The 16,424-nt window shown below is 71.3% G+C and carries 15 protein-coding genes; 8 read left to right on the top strand and 7 right to left on the bottom strand.

The features are described from left to right. The first annotated feature begins 198 nt into the window (after positions 1-198). Together EJK15_RS18055 and EJK15_RS18050 are read left to right on the top strand one after the other, a co-directional pair. Positions 199-1,080 (top strand): aldo/keto reductase, encoded by an 882-nt coding sequence (locus EJK15_RS18055; protein ID WP_138711607.1) that lies wholly within the window; start codon positions 199-201, stop codon positions 1,078-1,080. 3 nt (positions 1,081-1,083) lie between these two features. Next, complete coding sequence (locus EJK15_RS18050) at positions 1,084-1,914, top strand: amidohydrolase family protein (protein ID WP_138711606.1); 831 nt, start codon at positions 1,084-1,086, stop codon at positions 1,912-1,914. Here the strand turns inward: EJK15_RS18050 and EJK15_RS18045 are convergent. The 7 genes from EJK15_RS18045 to EJK15_RS18015 form a co-directional block, all read right to left on the bottom strand. Continuing rightward, positions 1,911-2,951, bottom strand: coding sequence for an aldose 1-epimerase family protein (locus EJK15_RS18045; RefSeq protein WP_138711605.1), 1,041 nt, complete (start codon positions 2,949-2,951; stop codon positions 1,911-1,913). The genes EJK15_RS18050 and EJK15_RS18045 overlap by 4 nt on opposite strands. Continuing rightward, positions 2,948-3,649 (bottom strand): SDR family NAD(P)-dependent oxidoreductase, encoded by a 702-nt coding sequence (locus EJK15_RS18040; protein ID WP_138711604.1) that lies wholly within the window; start codon positions 3,647-3,649, stop codon positions 2,948-2,950. Before EJK15_RS18040 ends, EJK15_RS18045 begins: the two co-directional genes overlap by 4 nt. Further along, positions 3,646-4,686: a type 2 periplasmic-binding domain-containing protein gene (locus EJK15_RS18035; protein ID WP_138711603.1), complete on the bottom strand. Its 1,041-nt coding sequence runs from the start codon at positions 4,684-4,686 to the stop codon at positions 3,646-3,648. Before EJK15_RS18035 ends, EJK15_RS18040 begins: the two co-directional genes overlap by 4 nt. Further along, on the bottom strand, positions 4,674-5,864 hold the full coding sequence (locus EJK15_RS18030; RefSeq protein WP_138711602.1) for a CaiB/BaiF CoA transferase family protein: 1,191 nt from the start codon (positions 5,862-5,864) through the stop codon (positions 4,674-4,676). The genes EJK15_RS18035 and EJK15_RS18030 overlap by 13 nt, the downstream gene beginning before the upstream one ends. Then, positions 5,864-6,640, bottom strand: coding sequence for an enoyl-CoA hydratase/isomerase family protein (locus EJK15_RS18025; protein ID WP_138711601.1), 777 nt, complete (start codon positions 6,638-6,640; stop codon positions 5,864-5,866). The genes EJK15_RS18030 and EJK15_RS18025 overlap by 1 nt, the downstream gene beginning before the upstream one ends. A gap of 11 nt (positions 6,641-6,651) precedes the next feature. Further along, positions 6,652-7,368 (bottom strand): FadR/GntR family transcriptional regulator, encoded by a 717-nt coding sequence (locus EJK15_RS18020; protein ID WP_171074383.1) that lies wholly within the window; start codon positions 7,366-7,368, stop codon positions 6,652-6,654. 169 nt (positions 7,369-7,537) lie between these two features. Beyond that, positions 7,538-8,632 (bottom strand): FCD domain-containing protein, encoded by a 1,095-nt coding sequence (locus EJK15_RS18015; RefSeq protein ID WP_206060929.1) that lies wholly within the window; start codon positions 8,630-8,632, stop codon positions 7,538-7,540. Positions 8,633-8,794: 162 nt separating this feature from the next. Here EJK15_RS18015 and EJK15_RS18010 point away from each other — a divergent pair, with 162 nt between their 5' ends. The 6 genes from EJK15_RS18010 to EJK15_RS17990 are packed head-to-tail and all read left to right on the top strand — an operon-like array spanning position 8,795 to position 16,403. Continuing rightward, positions 8,795-10,078 carry an ABC transporter substrate-binding protein gene (locus EJK15_RS18010; protein ID WP_138711598.1) on the top strand — a complete coding sequence of 428 codons (1,284 nt, stop codon included), beginning with the start codon at positions 8,795-8,797 and terminating at the stop codon, positions 10,076-10,078. Positions 10,079-10,098: 20 nt separating this feature from the next. After that, on the top strand, positions 10,099-11,007 hold the full coding sequence (locus tag EJK15_RS18005) for a carbohydrate ABC transporter permease (protein ID WP_206060928.1): 909 nt from the start codon (positions 10,099-10,101) through the stop codon (positions 11,005-11,007). Next, positions 11,004-11,810: a carbohydrate ABC transporter permease gene (locus EJK15_RS18000; RefSeq protein WP_206060927.1), complete on the top strand. Its 807-nt coding sequence runs from the start codon at positions 11,004-11,006 to the stop codon at positions 11,808-11,810. The genes EJK15_RS18005 and EJK15_RS18000 overlap by 4 nt, the downstream gene beginning before the upstream one ends. A gap of 2 nt (positions 11,811-11,812) precedes the next feature. Then, entirely contained in the window at positions 11,813-13,819 is a 2,007-nt protein-coding gene (locus EJK15_RS70670; RefSeq protein ID WP_476739196.1) for a DUF8034 domain-containing protein, read from the top strand. A gap of 8 nt (positions 13,820-13,827) precedes the next feature. Then, positions 13,828-14,595, top strand: coding sequence for an RraA family protein (locus EJK15_RS17995; protein ID WP_138711597.1), 768 nt, complete (start codon positions 13,828-13,830; stop codon positions 14,593-14,595). Beyond that, on the top strand, positions 14,592-16,403 hold the full coding sequence (locus EJK15_RS17990; RefSeq protein WP_138711596.1) for a right-handed parallel beta-helix repeat-containing protein: 1,812 nt from the start codon (positions 14,592-14,594) through the stop codon (positions 16,401-16,403). The genes EJK15_RS17995 and EJK15_RS17990 overlap by 4 nt, the downstream gene beginning before the upstream one ends. The last annotated feature ends 21 nt before the right edge of the window (positions 16,404-16,424 follow it).

Below are 16,424 nucleotides of genomic sequence, written 5' to 3'. Positions count from 1 at the left end.
GACCCGCTCGACCTGCGGGGACGTTGAAGGCGAGATGTTTCGCGGAGGTTAACCCGGCGAACGTAGGATGTATATCTACGCGAAAGTATTGTCATCTGTCCATACCCTTCGTTAAGTCCGTACTGACTAGTCGGAACATGGGAGGTCTGCTAGGTTTCGGTCTGCAAACGATCTCTCGCCTGAGAGGAGAGCCGAGACGTGAGGCTCGGTCGCAGCGGCGTCAGCGTTTCCAGGATCGGCCTCGGCACCGCCCCTCTGGCGGGGCTGTACACGCCGGTCGGCGACGAGCAGGCCGCGGCCACGCTGGAGGCCGCCTGGGAGGGCGGCGTCCGCTACTTCGACACCGCCCCGCGCTACGGCCAGGGGCTGGGTGAGCGCAGGCTGGGCCGGTTCCTGGCGGGCGTGGACAGGTCCCAGGTGACGGTGTCCACCAAGGTCGGCGCGCTGCTCGACCCCGTCAGGCGGGACTACACCGTGGAGGGCGTCTACGCCTCGCTCGCCGGCAGCCTCGAGCGCACCGGGCTCGACGCGTTCGACGTCCTGCTCATCCACGACCCCGACGACCACTGGGAGCAGGCCGTGCGGCACGCGTACCCGGCGCTGGAGCGGCTGCGCGAGCAGGGCGGCGTGCGGGCCGTCGGGGTGGGCATGAACCAGGCGGAGATGCTGGCCAGATTCGTGCGGGAGACCGACGTGGACTGCGTGATGGTGGCCGGCCGCTACAGCCTGCTCGACCGCACGGCGGGCAAGGAGCTGCTCCCGCTGTGCGCCGAGCGGGGGACGGGCGTGCTGGTGGCGGGCGTGTTCAACGGCGGGATCCTGGCCGATCCCGGGCCCGGCGCGCACTACGACTACGTCCCCGCCCCTGGGCCGGTGCTGGAGCGGGCGCGCGAGCTGGCCGAGCGGTGCGCCGCGTACGAGGTGCCGCTCGCGGCCGCCGCCCTGCAGTTCCCGCTGCGGCACCCGGCCGTGACCGGCGTCGTGGTCGGCGCCCGCAGCCCCGAGGAGGTGGCCGAGGACCTCGACCTGGCCGCCACCTCCATCCCTGACGACCTCTGGACCGAGCTGGAGCTCGAATAACCCATGAACCGCATCGACGCGCACCATCATGTGTGGGACCTCTCCGTCCGGCCGCACGCCTGGCTGGACCCGGAACCGATGGCGCCCATCCGGCGCACGTTCACGCTCGACGACCTGGCCGCCCCCGCCGCCGCGGCCGGGGTGAGCCGCACCGTGCTCGTGCAGGTGCTGCCCGACCTGGCCGAGACGCGCGAGTTCCTGGCCCTGGCCGCCGCGTCCGACCTCGTCGCGGGCGTCGTCGGCTGGATCGACCTCACCGCGCCCGACGCCGCCGACGTGCTGGCCGCCCTGCCTGCCGGGCTGGTGGGCGTCCGCCACGGCGTGCAGTCCGAGCCTGACCCCGACTGGCTCAAGCGGCCCGATGTGCGGCGCGGGCTCGCCGCGGTGGAGGCCGCCGGGCTGGCGTACGACCTGCTCACGCTGCCGCACCAGCTGCCCGCCGCCATCGACACCGTGGCCGCCAGACCGGGGCTGACGTTCGTGCTCGACCACCTGTCCAAGCCGCCGATCGCGTCGGGCGAGCTGGAGCCGTGGCGCACCCGGATCAGGGAGCTGGCCGCGCACCCGAACGTCTACTGCAAGCTGTCCGGCATGGTCACCGAGGCCGACTGGGCGGCGTGGCGGGTGTCCGATCTGCGGCCGTACGCGGAGACCGTGCTGGAGGCGTTCGGGACCGAGCGGGTGATGTTCGGCTCCGACTGGCCGGTCTGCCTGCTCGCGGCCGAGTACGAGCGGGTGTTCTACGCCGCGGACGAGCTGTGCGCGGGGCTGTCGGAGGGCGAGCGGGCCGAGGTCTTCGCCGGCACCGCCCGCCGCGCGTACGGCCTGCACTAGGAGACGCGGAACGTGGTGTGGTAAACCCGCGATTCCTGCGCTCCGAGCCAGATCATGCTGCCGTCCTCCCTGGCCGCCGCGTCGCCTGACACGTGATGGGTGGACGGCTCCAGGCCGACCGCGTAGTTGCCGGAGCGCAGGTTCAGCCACTCGAAGAAATACGGGAACTCCTCGGCCGGCCACTCCACGCTGACCTTCATGCCGAGCCGGTCGTTGACCACCGCCACCCGGTGCCGCCCGTCGTCGCCTGGGACGAGCGCGTGCTCGTACACCTGCTCCACGAACCCCGGCACCGGCCCGGGGAAGGTGATGTGGTCGGCCTTCTGCTCGGCGACGCTGTCGGTCTGCCAGAGCGTCTCGCGGATGTCGGCCTCGAACCTGGCGCCCTCGTCGAGCAGCGGCCAGCCGAGGTTGATGTGGTACAGGAACATGTGCGGCGCCGGCTCGAACCCGGCGTTGGTGACGGTGTCGACGAGCCTGATCTCGTCGCCGCCCAGGTCGGCCTCGATGCGGCGGACCATGCGCAGGTTCTCGGCGAACACCGCGGCCTGGCGCACCTCGCCCTCGGCCCACAGGACGCAGCGGTCGTTCTCCCAGCGCTCGCCGTACCCGGTCAGCCGGGCGGGGAGGTTGCCGGCGCGGCCGTGCAGGCCGTGGCGTACGGTCTGGCGGGGCGGGTAGCGGTAGCCGTCGGCGGGCACCTCGCCGCCGAACAGCGTGTGGTCGAGCCCGGCCGTGACGATGAGCCCCGAGAACGAGCGCAGCCAGGACAGGCCGTCCTCGTCGGCGTTCTCGTGCAGCCCCGGATGGCGGAAGCCGGTGGGCGAGCGCCAGCCGAACGAGCGCCCGGCGTGCTCGGCGTGCCCGATGTCCATGCACCGGTCGACCAGCACGTCGAACGCCAGCCCCGACCCGGTGCGGAACTCCAGCGTCCTGATGCCGCGCTCGACTCCGTCCCCGAGCGTCACCAGCCGGACCCCGCCGGCCGCGCTCAGATCCCCGGTCAGCTCGGCCAGCCGCCTGCGGTCCGGCGTCATGCCATCACCCACCCTCCGTTGACTTCGATGGTCTGGCCCGTGACGAACGAGGCGTCCGGGCCGGCGAGGAACGACACCACGGCCGCCAGCTCCTCCGGCCTGCCGCGCCGCTGCAGCGACTGCCGCTCCAGGACGAATCGGTTGTACGCCTCCGGATCCGGATGGATCTCCTCCGCCGCCGTGGGGAACGCGCCCGGCGAGACGCAGTTGACCCGGATCTCCCTGGGGCCGAGCTCGCGGGCCAGCGCCCGGGTCAGTGCGGCCGCGGCACCCTTCGTGGCGACGTAGGCGGCCAGGTCGGGCCAGCCGCCGTGCATGGTGATCGAGGCGATGTTGATGATCGCGCCGCCGGTGCCGTCCATCTGGCGGGCGGCGTGCTGGGCGGCCAGCCAGTAGGCGCGCTGGTTGACCGCGTGCACGTCGTCGTACTCGGCGAGCGGCACCTCCAGGAACGGCCTGCTGGGGTAGACGGCCGCGTTGTTGACGAGGATCCCGACCGGGCCGAGCCGCAGTGCCGTCTCGGCGAACGCCGCCTCGATGGCGGCCGGGTCGCGCAGGTCCGCCTTCAGGTTGAGGGTGCCGACGAGCGCGCCGGCGTCGACGTCGAGTGCCGCCACCTGGTGGCCGTCGGAGATCAGGCGGCGGACGATCGCCCGGCCGAGCGCTCCGGCGGCGCCCGTGACGAGCGCGGTGGTCATGCTTGCCTCCATTCCTTGTGCAGGTTCCTGAGCAGGCCGGCGGCCGGGACACGGGCCAGCAGGCCCTCGCGGATCAGCGCGGACGACCCGTCCTGCAGGGCGATGTAGCCGGGGAAGCGCGGCCTGATCCAGGCGGCCTCCATGGTGGCGCGGGTGTCGCGGTAGAACCCTGGGGCCTCCCACGCGGCCCGGGCGGCGGGTTGCCCGCCGGTGGCCGGGAACAGTCGAGTCTGCACCGGCTCGGACAGCAAACGCCGCAGGTGGACGCGGACCGTGCCGCCGATCGCGCCGATGCGCCGCCTGGAGACGGCGAGCCCGGTGCCGCCGAGCACGCTGCCCGGCGCCCGGCCCGGCCAGGCGGGGGCGTCCGAGAAGGCCAGCGGATAGGTGGCGTAGCCGTACACCAGCGGGCAGAAGTCCGGCCCGCCGGCCGCCATGGCGTCGAGCACGCCGATCGGGTTGAGCAGCGACACCTCCCGGTCCGCGAGCGCGAGCAGCTCGGCCATCAGCTCCAGCGCTCTGGCCCCGGACTCCTCGTCGAGGAAGTCGCCGGAGCACAGCGCGCAGAACATCAGGAACGCGTGCGGCCCGCCCAGGCACAGCGCGATCCGCGTGCCCTGCGCGAAATCCGCCACCTCCGGCCACGTCGCCGGCGCCTCGACGCCGGGGCGGGCGACGGCGACCTGGGCGGCCGCGTCGAGCGGCAGCGCCCACTGGCGTCCCTCCAGGTGGTAGCCGTCCCAGGTGCGGCCGACGGTGCCCGCGCGCAGGCGGGCCAGCTCGTCCGGCTCGAACAGCTCCTCCATCGGCACCAGCGCGTCCACGGCCGCGCCCAGCCCGGGATGGTCGATCACCAGCACGTCGTACGTCTCGCACAGCTTCGCGATCGGCTCCGACTCGAACCCTTCGAGCGGCTGGCGGTCCCACTCGATCGGCTCGGGCACGACACCGTACGGGTTGATCCCTGCGCGGTCGAGCCGGGTCAGCTCATCGAGCGGGGCGTACCCGCGCGGGTGGTCCCAGGTCAGTCCGCGCATGCCAGCACGCCCCTCGCCACCAGCTCGGCCGTGCGCTCGGCCGGGTAGCCGAGCTCGTCGAGCAGTTCGCGCGTGTGCTCGCCGGCCAGCGGCGCGCCCCTGCGGACCGACGGCGGGGCGGCGCTGAGGCCGTACGGGAAGCCGGGCGTGGTGACCGTGCCCTCGGTGCGGTGCTCGTAGGTGACGAACGAGCCGTTGTGCTTGACCTGCGGGTCGGCCACCAGGTCGGCGTAGCCGTACACGGGGCCCGCCCACAGGTCGTGGCGGGCGCAGATCTCCAGCCAGTCGGCCGTGGTGCGGTGCGGCAGGCGGCGGGCCACGATCGCGGTGATCTCGTCGCGCCTGGTGTGGCCGTCGGCGTCGCCGTCCATGCCGGCCAGCTCCGGCAGGTCGAGCGCCACGGCCAGCGCGTCGAGCCTGGGCATGCCGAGCGCCAGGTAGCCGTCCTTGGTGGCGAACACGCCGTACGGCGCGCGGATGTAGGTGTGGCCGTGCGGCTCGCTGCCGCGCCGCTGCGGCACCTTGCCGACCGTGAAGATCGACAGTTCCTGCATCTGCACGGCGATGGCCGCGTCCAGCATGTTGACGCTCACCCGCTGGCCCTCGCCGGTGCGCTCGCGGTGCAGCAGCGCGGCCAGCGCGCCCTCGAAGGCGCTGTAGGCGGTGATCGCGTCGATCGCGTACGTGCCGGCGGGCGCGGGCGGGTCGCCGTCGCGGCCGGTGCTGAGCATGGCGCCGCTCATGGCCTGCAGCAGCAGGTCCTGGCCGGGTCTCGACGTGTACGGTCCCGTCTCGCCGTAACCGGACATGGAGACGTACACGATGCGCGGGTTGATGGCGCTGATCGTGTCGTGGTCCATGCCGAGCCGCTCCGCGACGCCGGGACGGTAGTTCTGCAGGAACACGTCGGCCGTAGCGGCCAGCCGGTGCACGATGTCGCGGCCCTCGTCCGACTTGAGGTTCACCGCCAGGCTGCGCTTGTTGCGGTTGAGCGACAGGAACGAGGCGTTGACCCGGTTGCCCGTGGCGCCGCCGGCGGGGGCGTGCCGCTGCCACTCGCCGGTCACCGGCTCCACCTTGACCACGTCCGCGCCCAGGTCGCCCAGCCGCATGGCGGCCAGCGGGCCGGCCATCGCGATGGACAGGTCGATGACGCGGTAGCCGTCGAGCACGCCCATCAGCGCCCCTCGAAGACGGGCTCGCGGCGGGCGGCGAACGCGGCCCTGCCCTCGGCGGCGTCGGCGGTGGCGAAGCAGACGGTCTGCAGGTCGCGCTCGTATTGGATGGCCTGGTCGAGCGGCATCGAGTAGGCGGCCTTCAGGTTGGCCTTCGCGGTCTGCGCGGCGATCGGCGGGCGGGCGGCGATCCGGCCGGCCAGCTCGCGGGCGGCCGGCATCAGCTCGTCCTGGGGGTGGATGTCGGTGACCAGCCCCCATGATCTCGCCCGGGTGGCGTCGATCGGGTCGCCGGTCAGCAGCATGGTGGCCGCGTTGCCGGGGCCGACGGAGTGGGCCAGCAGCGCGGACTGGCCACTGCCGCCGATCCAGCCGAGCTTGATCTCGGGCGCGGCGAACGTCGCCGTGCCGGCGGCCAGCCGGATGTCGCAGGCCATGGCCAGCTCCAGGCCGCCGCCGTACGCGTAGCCGTTGACGGCCGCGACGATCGGCTTGCGCAGGGCGCGGACCGCGTCGCCGTAGTCGCCGCGGTTGCGGAACTCCCACGGGGTGTCGTACGCGTCCAGCTCCCGGATGTCGCTGCCCACGCAGAACGAGCGCTCGCCCGCGCCCGTGAGCACGGCCGCTCTGATGGCCGGGTCGGCGTCGATCCTGGCCAGGCAGGCACGCAGCGCGGCCGCCATGTCAGGGGTGATCGCGTTGAGCTTGGCGGGTCTGTTCAGGGTGACGACGGCGACCGGGCCGTCGACGTCGAGGAGGACGTCCAAGGGTTCGCTCACTTCCTGGGATCTCAGCAGCAAAGACGGATGTGCTGCTCGGCGTCGGCGCGGGCGACCTCGACCACCCCGCGCATGGCCTCCTCGGCCTTGCGGTGGTGGCGGCGCCTGATCGCCACCGCCACGCGCTCGTGGCCGGGCAGCGTCTCCTTGTTGTGCTCCACCGAGCGGGTGTGCACCTGGCGCACGGACCGCAGGGCGATGCTGATCATGTCGTAGATGTAGAGCAGCAGGTCGTTGTCCGCCGCGGCGAACACGGCCTTGTGGAAGGCCAGGTCGGCCTCGATGAACGGCTCGGGGTCGTCGGCGGTGGCGTAGAGCGCGGCCAGGGCCTCGTCGATGCGTCGCACGGCGGTCGCGTCCGCCCGCTCCGCAGCCACCCTGGCCGCGCCCGGCTCCAGTGCTACCCGCAGGTCCGCCAGCACCCGGACGTCCTCCGGCCGCGGCTCCGGCTCGAACCGCCAGCTCAGCACGTCGGCGTCGAGGAGGTTCCAGGACGCGCGCGGGCGTATCCGGGTGCCCGCGCTCCTCCTGGTCTCCAGCAGGCCCTTGCCGGCCAGGACCTTGACGCCCTCCCGGACGGCCGAGCGGCCCACGCCCAGCTCGCCGACGAGGTCCTCCTCGATGGGGAGGGACGTGCCGGGGGCCAGCGAGCCGCCGACGATGCGGGCGCCGAGGGCGGTTACCACCTGGACGTGCCGGGCGGCGTCCCTCTGAGGGTCAGTTGCCACGATCCGCACGCTAGCTGGATCGTCCGGGATTTCCTAGAGTTTCATCCGATGAAGCCGTGATTTCATCAGATGAAGTGATGCGACCGATGTGTGCATCGAGGTGATCGACATCGCCAACCTCCGGTGGACGCCCGGATCGAGCGGCACCAGCAGAAGGAGCGGGCGCGCCCTACGTGGCCAGCCCGGTCCTTTCCGCGTCCGGGCGGGTCCGGGGCCGGGTGCGGGAGGCTTCGCCGCGGGCGTGGGCGGCGAAGAGGCGGGCCGCCTCGTCCGGGTCGCCGGAGGCCAGCGCGGCCACCAGGTCGTCGTGGTGACCCGCCATCGCCGTCCAGTCCCCGTCGTACAGCGGGTTGCCCACCACGTGCAGGCTCCACAAGTTCGACTCGATCGTCCGCCACAGCCGCAGCAGGAAGGAGTTGCCGCACGCGGCGCACACCCGCCGATGGAAGGCCAGATCCGCGTCCCTGAACGCCCCTATGTCCCCGTCCCGGGCCGCGTGCCGCATCGCCAGCACGTCGGCCGAGAGCCCGCGCAGCGTGTCGGGCTGGATGCGGATGGCCGCGCCGCGTGCGGCGTACTCCTCCAGCAGCACCCTGATGTCGCGCACCTCCCGGGCCTGCTCGTCCGAGATCTCCGCGACGTAGCTCCCCCGGTTGGGATAGGAGATGACCAGCCCCTCGTGCGCCAGCCGCTTGATCGCCTCCCTGGCCGGGGCCTGGCTGGTGCCGACCCGTCTGGCGATCTCGGCCTCCACCAGCCGCTGCCCCGGCAGCAGCTCCCCCGACACGATCCAGCCGCGCAGCAGCGCGTAGACCCGGTCGGACAGCAGCTCCCTGGGCAGCAGCCGGGCGGCGGGTGGCGCGACCTGCTGCTCCTGCCAGATGCGTGCCACGGTCGACTGCGACAGCCCGAGCTGCCTGGCCATGGTGCGGGTGGAGGGCACGGCCGAGCCGCCGGCCGCGGCGGCGATCACGCGCTCGGCCTCGTGCCGCTCCGCGCTGCGCGGCCGTCCCGGGCGCGGCGCGTCCGACAGCCCGTCGAGGCCCCGCTCCACGAACCGGGCCCGCCACTTGGCGACGGTCGCGGGGCTCACCGCCAGCCGCGCCGCGATCTCCTTGCGGGGCAGCCCGTCGGCGCACGCCAGCACGATACGGCTGCGCAGCGCCAGCCCTCCGCCCGGCTCGGCCGCGTACGCCCGCAGCGCGGACAGCTCCTCCGCGCTCAGCACCAGCCGCTTGTCGTCCTCGTGTCCAGGTCCAGCCACGCGCCCCACCTTAACGTATTTATGACTCAGTCACCGGCCGGAAACGTATTTGTCGCGCCGTAAAACCCCTTGACCGGCCCCGGTTACCAACGTATTAAATAATCGCTAATCGAGTATCGACCCATTAAAAGGCGTCGCAGATCTCGCCCCCTTGGAGGTGCGATGCGTTCCCCCCGCCCATCCCTCGCCCAGTCGATCAGCACGTCCGCCATCGGATGCCTGTTCCTGCTCACCGCATGCGGCGGGGGCGGCTTCGCCGGCGACTCCCGAGCGCAGCAGAGCGAGGGCGGCCAGGTCACGGTCAGGATGCTGGTCAACATCAGCCCCAACCTCACCCAGGCCTACTGGGACGGGCTGGTCAAGCCGTTCGAGCAGGCCAACCCCGGCATCGACGTCAAGATCGAGGCCCCGACCGGCAAGGGCGTGTCCGACACACTGCCGCAGCAGCTCGCCGCCGGCAACGCCCCCGACGTCGTCGAGACGCTGATGGCGGACGAGACGCTGGCCAAGCAGATGCTCGACCTGACCGGCCAGCCGTGGGCCAAGGACACGCCGCTGGCCGAGCAGGCGAAGCTGGGCGGCAAGATCTACACGGTCGGCGTCGGCGTGCAGGCGCAGTCGCTGGTCTTCTACAACAAGACCGCCTTCGACAAGGCCGGGATCGGCAAGCCGCCGACGACGTTCGACGAGCTCGACTCGGCCATGGGCAAGCTCAAGGACGCCGGCTACCTGCCGCTGCAGACCGGCGGCGACTTCCTCACGGGCCTGCAGCTGCTGCAACTCTCGAACCCGTCCCGCGCGCAGACGCATCCCACCTGGCAGCAGGACGTCAAGGCGGGCAAGGTCAAGGCCGGCGAGTCGCTGCTGCCCTATCTGGAGCGCTACCGCACCTGGATCGACAAGGGGTACGTCGACAAGAACGCCCTCGGCATGAAGTACGCCGACGCCGAGACCGCGTTCCTGTCCGGCAAGTCGGCCATGTACGTCATGGGCAGCTGGTTCACCGCCTCCGAGGCCAAGACCGAGAAGGACTTCGAGGTAGGTGTCTTCCCGGCCCCGGTCGACAAGGGCCAGCAGTACCCGGGCCCGCAGGGTGCCACGCTCGCGGCCCCGTACATGATCCTCAAGTCCACCCCCAGCAAGGACGCGGCGCTCAAGCTGGTCCAGTGGCTCGTCACCGATCCGGCGGCGGTCAAGAGCCAGCTCAAGCAGGACGGCAACTTCCGCACCGGCGTCGAGCGCGAGTTCACGCCGCTGGAGAGGCAGGTGCAGGAGATCCTCGACGGCGCCCCGTCCGGGGTCCCGCAGGGCGAGGGATACGGCGACGCGACCCTCCCCAAGGGCTTCAACTCCGCGTGGAACACCGAGGTCCAGGGCCTGTACGTGGGCAAGTCGCCCAAGGACGTGGCCGAGGGCGTGGACCGCTGGCTGGCCGGCCGCTCATGACCCTCACCCGAGAAGCACCCGTGGTCACCGTTCCGAGAAGAGCCCCGGAGAAGGCAAGGAGGCGTGACGGGCTGGCCAACGTGATCATGGTGGGCCCGGCCGCGATCCTCTACACCGTGATGCTGGTCGTCCCGGTCTGCCTGGCCTTCTACCTGAGCCTGACCGACTGGGACGGCTTCAGCGCGAACCCCGCCTTCGTCGGCGCCGCCAACTACGCCGGCCTGCTGGACGACCCCGGCCTGCGTCGCGCCGCCCTGGTCACGCTGCTGGTCGCGGCGGCGGGCACGGCCGGGCTCAACCTCCTGGGGCTGGGCTTCGCGCTGCTGGTGAACGGTGCTTCCCGGGCCAACACGTTCTTCCGCATCGTGCTGTTCTACCCGCACGTGCTCAGCGCGCTGGTGGTCGGCTTCCTCTGGTCGGCGATCCTCGGCACCACCGGCGCGGTCAACAACCTGGTGACCTCATGGGGCGGGCAGGTGCTGCCGTTCCTGTCCGACCCTGCGTGGGCCACGATCACCATGATCGCCGTGCTGGTGTGGGCGGGGTTCGGCGTCAACGTGGTGCTGTACCTGGCGGGGCTGCAGGCGGTGCCGCACTCGCTGATCGAGGCCGCGCGGATCGACGGCGCGACCCGCTGGCAGGTGTTCAGGAACGTGACGCTCCCGGCGCTCGGCCCGTCGGTGACGATCAACATCGTGCTGTCGCTGGTGACGCTGCTGAAGACGTACGACCTGGTGGTGTCGCTGACGGCGGGCGGCCCGGCCGGGCAGACGCAGACCGTCGCCTACCTCATCCTGTGGAACTCCTTCCACGACGCCCGCCTCGGATTCGGCTCGGCGCAGTCGGTGATCCTCATGCTGGTGACCGCGGCGCTGGCGTTCGTGGTGACGAAGCTGCGCAGGCGCGGCGAGCTGGCGGTGCACCAGTGAGAAGGACCTTCCTCTGGGCGACCGTCGCCTTCATGCTCGTCCCGCTCTACGTGCTGACCGTCAACGCGTTCAAGGGCCAGCAGGACATCCTCGCCAACCCCTTCGGGCTCGGCTCGCTCACCCTCGAGCCCCTCGCGGGGGCGCTGACGAACCCGCAGTTCAACGTGGTCAAGGGGTACGCGGTCACGCTGCTGTTCGTGGTGGCGGTCAACGTGCTGTCGGTGCTGCTGGCCGCCCCCGCCGCGTACGCCATCGCGCGCAGTCCCAAGCGCCGGTTCCGTCTCCTGATGCTGTTCTTCCTGGCCGGGACGTTCATCCCGGGGCAGGTGCTGGTCATCCCGGTCGTGTACGTGCTCAAGACCCTCGGCCTGATGGGCACGATCCGCGGGTTCGTGCTGTTCGAGACCACGCTCACGCTGCCGTTCTCGATCTTCCTGTACGCCGGCTACATCGCCACCATCCCGGCCGTGCTCGACCAGGCGGCGGCCGTGGACGGGGCGGGCCGGCTGCGGACGTTCTGGCAGATCGTCTTCCCCCTGATGCGGCCCGCGGTCGCCACGATGGTCATCCTCAACACCTTCTCGGTGTGGAACGACTTCGTGAACCCGCAGATCATCCTGGGCCCAGGCAGCGGCCTCTACACGGTGACCACCGGCGTCTACGCGGCGGTCAGCCAGTACGCCACCGACTACACCGTGGTCTTCCCCACGCTGCTGCTGGCCATCGCCCCGCTGCTGGTCTTCTTCGTCTTCATGCAACGGCACATCATCAGCGGCCTCACTGCAGGAGCAACGAAAGGTTGAACATGCGCGCAGCATCTCCGGGACCCGCAAGCGATCCCTCTGTATCTCCGGGACCCGCGAGCGATCCCTCTGTATCTCCGGGACCCGCAAGCGATCCCTCTGTCATCGCGACCGTCCCGCTCGGCGTGCCGCCGGCCTGGGCCGTGCTCGAGCGCAGGCTGTTCGACGCCCTCGACGAGGCGTGGCGGGCCTTCGCCGCCCGCTACTGCGCCCCCGACGGGCGGCTCGTCTACCACGGCCCGGCCGCCGACCGGGACGGCGCCGACGACTTCTACGAGGCGTTCTTCAACTGGCCGGCGCTCTACCAGCTCGGCGGCGCCGACGACCTGCTCGACCAGGCCAAGCACCACTGGGAGGGCGTGACCGCGCAGCTCACGGAGCTGGGCTACCTGGTGGACGAGTTCGAGCGCGGCTACGACTGGTTCCACCAAGGCGAGTCGCTGCTGCTGTTCTACGGCATCTGCGCCGCCGACCCGCGCGACGAGCGCTTCCACGACCGGGCCCGCCGCTTCGCCGACCTCTACCTGCCCGGCTCGGCCAACTACGACGCCGAGCACGACATCATCCGCGCCCCGCACAACGGCGCCGGCGGCCCCCGCTACGGCCTGCAGTGGGAGTGGGCCTCCTACCACACGGACCTGGCCAGCATGCGGCCGTACGGGCTGCCGCTGCGCGACCTGCCGGGCATCACGGAGTGGGCGGACCTGGCCGATCCGAGCAACGCGGCCCGCATGGGCGCGGCGATGAGCGAGCGGATCGGCCGCGGCGACGCGGCCGTCAACCTGGCCGCGACCAGCCTGGCCGTCAACGCCTGGCTGTACGACGGCGACGACCGCTACCGCGACTGGGCGCTGCGCTACATCGGCGCCTGGCAGCGGCGGGCGGAGGCCAACGACGGGATCCTGCCCGACAACGTCGGCCCGTCGGGCAGGGTCGGCGAGCTGCACGGCGGCCGCTGGTACGGCGGCAACTACGGCTGGCAGTGGCCGCACGGACTCTACAGCGTGGGCGCCGCCGCCGCGATCGCCGCGGTCAACGCCCACCTGCTGACCGGTGACGAGAGCGCGCTGGCCATCGGCCGCGACCCCCTGGAGACCGTGTACGCCCGCGCGGTCCAGGCGAGTGTCACCGAGACGGACATGAGCATCAGCGACCGCTGGCTGGCCGAGCTGGGTGACGAGGCCGGCAAGCCGACCATGCTGGTGCCCAACCGGCACGACGACCGGGGCTGGTTCGACTTCCAGCCGCCGCAGCTCGGCCTGCCGGTCTGGCTGTGGCACACGTCGCTCGGACATGGGCTCGGGCATGGGGACGCCGAGCGCATCGACCGGCTGCGGGCGGCCTCCGGCTACGACTGGGCCACGGTGCGCCCGTTCCGCAACAAGGAGGAGGCCGGGCACGAGGCGCCCTGGCTGGAGTTCCTGCGCGGCGCCAACCCGGGCTTCCCCGAGGCGATGCTGGCGACGGCGCTCGGGCAGGTGCAGCGGCGGATGGCGCTCATCGAGGCCGACGAAGCGGACCTGGCCGGCATCCACGTGCACCACTGGCAGCGGCTCAACCCGGTGCTCACCGAGGCGCTGCTGCAACTGGTGACCGGCACCCCGCAGGTGCTCTACAACGGCGGGCTGCTGCCGGCCCGGCTGGCCTACCACGACGCCGACCGCCACCGCCCGGGGCTGCCCAGGGACGTGGCCGCGCTGGTCGACGAGGTACGCCCCGACGGCGTCCGCGTCGAGCTGGCCAACCTGGGCCTCACCCAGACCCGCCGGGTCGTGGTGCAGGCGGGCGCGTTCGGCGAGCACCGCATCGACCGCGCGATCGCCTCCAAGGCCGGCGAGGGCTACCCGGGCGACCCGCGCTCCTACACCTCTCCCCCGATCACCGAGACCGAGCGGGAGGTGACGGTGGGCGGGCCGCGGCTGCTCGTGGAGCTGCCGCCCGGCCGCCGCATCCGGCTCGACCTGCACACGACCGCGCGCGTCCGCACGCCGTCGCACCAGCACTACTGAGGAGTTACATGGACGACGCCATCTGGGATCTGCCTGTTCGCGGGCCGCTGCCCGCCGAACCCGATCCCGTCCTCGTGGAGGGGCTGTCCCGGATCAGCTCGGCCACCGCCTGCGCCAAGCTGCACGCACAGGGCATCCGGCGGACCTTCATCGAGGGACCGCGTCCCATCGCGCAAGGGCAGAAGATCGCCGGCCGGATCCGCACGCTGCAGTTCATGCCGCAGCGCGAGGACGTCGCCTCCGGCCTCGGCCAGGAGTACGTCGAGCGGCACACCGCGCTGTGGGCCGTGCTGGAGCGGATCGAGCCCGGCGACGTGCTGGTCGTGCAGGCGTACGGCAGCGCCTACACCGGCTGCTTCGGCGACATGCTGGTGCGCTACTTCAAGCGCAGGGGCGGCGCGGGCATCGTCGTGGACGGCCGGATCAGGGACCTGCCCAGGGTCGGCGGGCTGAACGTGCCGATCTGGTGCACGGGGGCCACCCCGCACTACGCCTCGCAGGCGGAGCTGTTCCCGTGGGCGTACGACGTTCCCGTGGCGGTCGGCGGGTCGCTCGCGCTGCCCGGCGACCTGGTCGTGGCCGACGACGACGGAGCCGTGGTGGTGCCGCGCCGGCGCGCGCAGTCGGTGCTCGAAGCGGCCGCCGACCACGAGCAGTGGGAGCGCTACAGCCGCGCCCGCATCGAGGAGGGCGGCGCCCTGTCGGACTACTACCCCCTCACCCCCGAGACCCGCGCCGAGTACGAGCGGTGGCGGCAAGTTAAGGAGAGCCAGTGATCCTCAGGTCCTTGGGCGCCCTCGTCTTACTCCTGGGAGGCGTCACGACCCCGGCCCCGGCGACGGGCGGCGGCTCGTGCGACTACTACGTCTCCCCCGCGGGCAGCGACCGCGGTGACGGCAGCTCCCAGCGCCCGTGGAAGTCCATCGAGCAGGCCCGCGACCAGCTGCGGGCCAAGAAGCGGCAGCAGCGCTGCGACTTGGTGGTCAACGTCAAGGCCGGCGACTACGTCGTGGACAAGACCATCGAGTTCACCGAGGCCGACTCCGGCGAGAACGGCCACAAGATCATCTACCGCAGCGCCGACGGCCCCGGCAAGGCCCGCCTGCTCGGCGCCAAGCCGCTGACCGGCTGGCAGAAGCACAACGACAAGATCTACAAGACCAAGATCGACCGGAACTTCTACACGCTCTTCGAGGACGGCAAGCGCGCCACGACCGCCCGCCACCCGAACCGGACCAGCGACGACCTGTGGTCCCCCTACCTGTTCTCGGTGCTGGGCGAACCGGAGAAGGAGGCGGTGCGCCAGTGGCTGTACTTCAAGCCGGAGGACGTGCCGAAGGAGTGGGACGCCGACTTCGACAAGAACAGCCAGATCGTGGTCTGGTCGGGCGGCTCGTGGAGCTGGTTCACCGACACCGTCCCGCTGGGCGGCGCCGACTTCCGCAAGAACTTCTTCACCCTCAACCACTGGGCCCGCTACTCGTTCGTCAACAGCCGCAGCGGCTCGCGCTACTTCCTGCAGAACACGCTGCGCTTCCTCGATCAGCCGGGCGAGTACTACTTCGACTTCGCGAACAGCGAGGTCTACTACTGGCCGCGCACCTCGATCGACAAGGTCATGGCCCCCACCGTGAAGACGATCATCTCGCTGGCCGGGAGCTCGCCGGACAGGCGGGTGCAGAACCTCGCCTTCGACGGGCTGGCGCTGCAGTACTCCGACTTCGTCGACTGGTACCGGGCCGGGTGGATCAGCGAGGGCGACTCGGGCTACGAGCACAAGTACCCGGTGTACGACCGGCAGATCGAGATGCCGCGCAACCGGTTCGGCATGATCACGGTGACGAACTCCCGCGACATCGACCTGACCAGGCTGCGCCTGTCGGACAGCGGCTTCATGGGCGTCTACATGTTGTTCGCGAACGAGCGGGTCAAGGTCTCGGACAGCCTGCTGGAGAACATCGGCGCGGACGGCATCAAGGTCGAGGGCGGCTACCCGGGCGAGGGGGACATTTCCGGACATCACATGATCAGCAATAACTACATCTACCACGTCGGCGAGCTGGTCCCCGGCGACGCGTCCGGCATCGAGCTGCTGAGCACCGGCAACAACGAGATCAGCCACATCGCGGTCCGGCACAGCGCCCGCTACGGCATCAGCCTGGAGGTCCGGCCGGAGGTCAAGGACGAGGACAACTACGCCCGCAACAACCGGTTCTCCTACATCCGCATCGACGAGGCCGGGCTGGACAGCGGCGACATGGGCGCGTTCTACACCTACGGCGTCAGCAACACCGACCCGCACGAGATCGACAACCACGTCTCGCAGATGGTGATCGGCGACGTCATCAACGACCCGGGCGGGGCGATGCCGGACAGCGGCACCCGCGGCGTGCACATGGACGCCGGTGGCTGCGGCTTCTCGTTCGAGAACATCGAGGTCGGCAAGGTCAGCGACGACAAGTACCAGAGCTACCAGTGCAACGAGGTCAAGAACGCCAACTGGGCCGACGGCTTCGACGCCTCGAAGATGGAGTACGACAAGATCGGCGTGACGAGCGCGTTCCCCTACCCGATCCCCAGCTAGGCGACGCTGGACAGCAGGGGG

The sequence above is a fragment of the Nonomuraea basaltis genome, assembly GCF_005893125.1.
Classification (GTDB): Bacteria; Actinomycetota; Actinomycetes; order Streptosporangiales; family Streptosporangiaceae; genus Nonomuraea; species Nonomuraea basaltis.
Note: the sequence above shows the minus strand (reverse complement) of the source record. Positions and strands in the feature narration are given on the sequence as shown.

Excerpts from the sequence above, each read along its gene's own strand:
- EJK15_RS18050 (WP_138711606.1), top strand. The coding sequence starts at position 1,084 with ATGAACCGCATCGACGCGCACCATCATGTGTGGGACCTCTCCGTCCGG.
- EJK15_RS18045 (WP_138711605.1), bottom strand. The coding sequence starts at position 2,951 with ATGACGCCGGACCGCAGGCGGCTGGCCGAGCTGACCGGGGATCTGAGC.
- EJK15_RS18040 (WP_138711604.1), bottom strand. The coding sequence starts at position 3,649 with ATGACCACCGCGCTCGTCACGGGCGCCGCCGGAGCGCTCGGCCGGGCG.
- EJK15_RS18035 (WP_138711603.1), bottom strand. The coding sequence starts at position 4,686 with ATGCGCGGACTGACCTGGGACCACCCGCGCGGGTACGCCCCGCTCGAT.
- EJK15_RS18030 (WP_138711602.1), bottom strand. The coding sequence starts at position 5,864 with ATGGGCGTGCTCGACGGCTACCGCGTCATCGACCTGTCCATCGCGATG.
- EJK15_RS18010 (WP_138711598.1), top strand. The coding sequence starts at position 8,795 with ATGCGTTCCCCCCGCCCATCCCTCGCCCAGTCGATCAGCACGTCCGCC.
- EJK15_RS70670 (WP_476739196.1), top strand. The coding sequence starts at position 11,813 with ATGCGCGCAGCATCTCCGGGACCCGCAAGCGATCCCTCTGTATCTCCG.
- EJK15_RS17995 (WP_138711597.1), top strand. The coding sequence starts at position 13,828 with ATGGACGACGCCATCTGGGATCTGCCTGTTCGCGGGCCGCTGCCCGCC.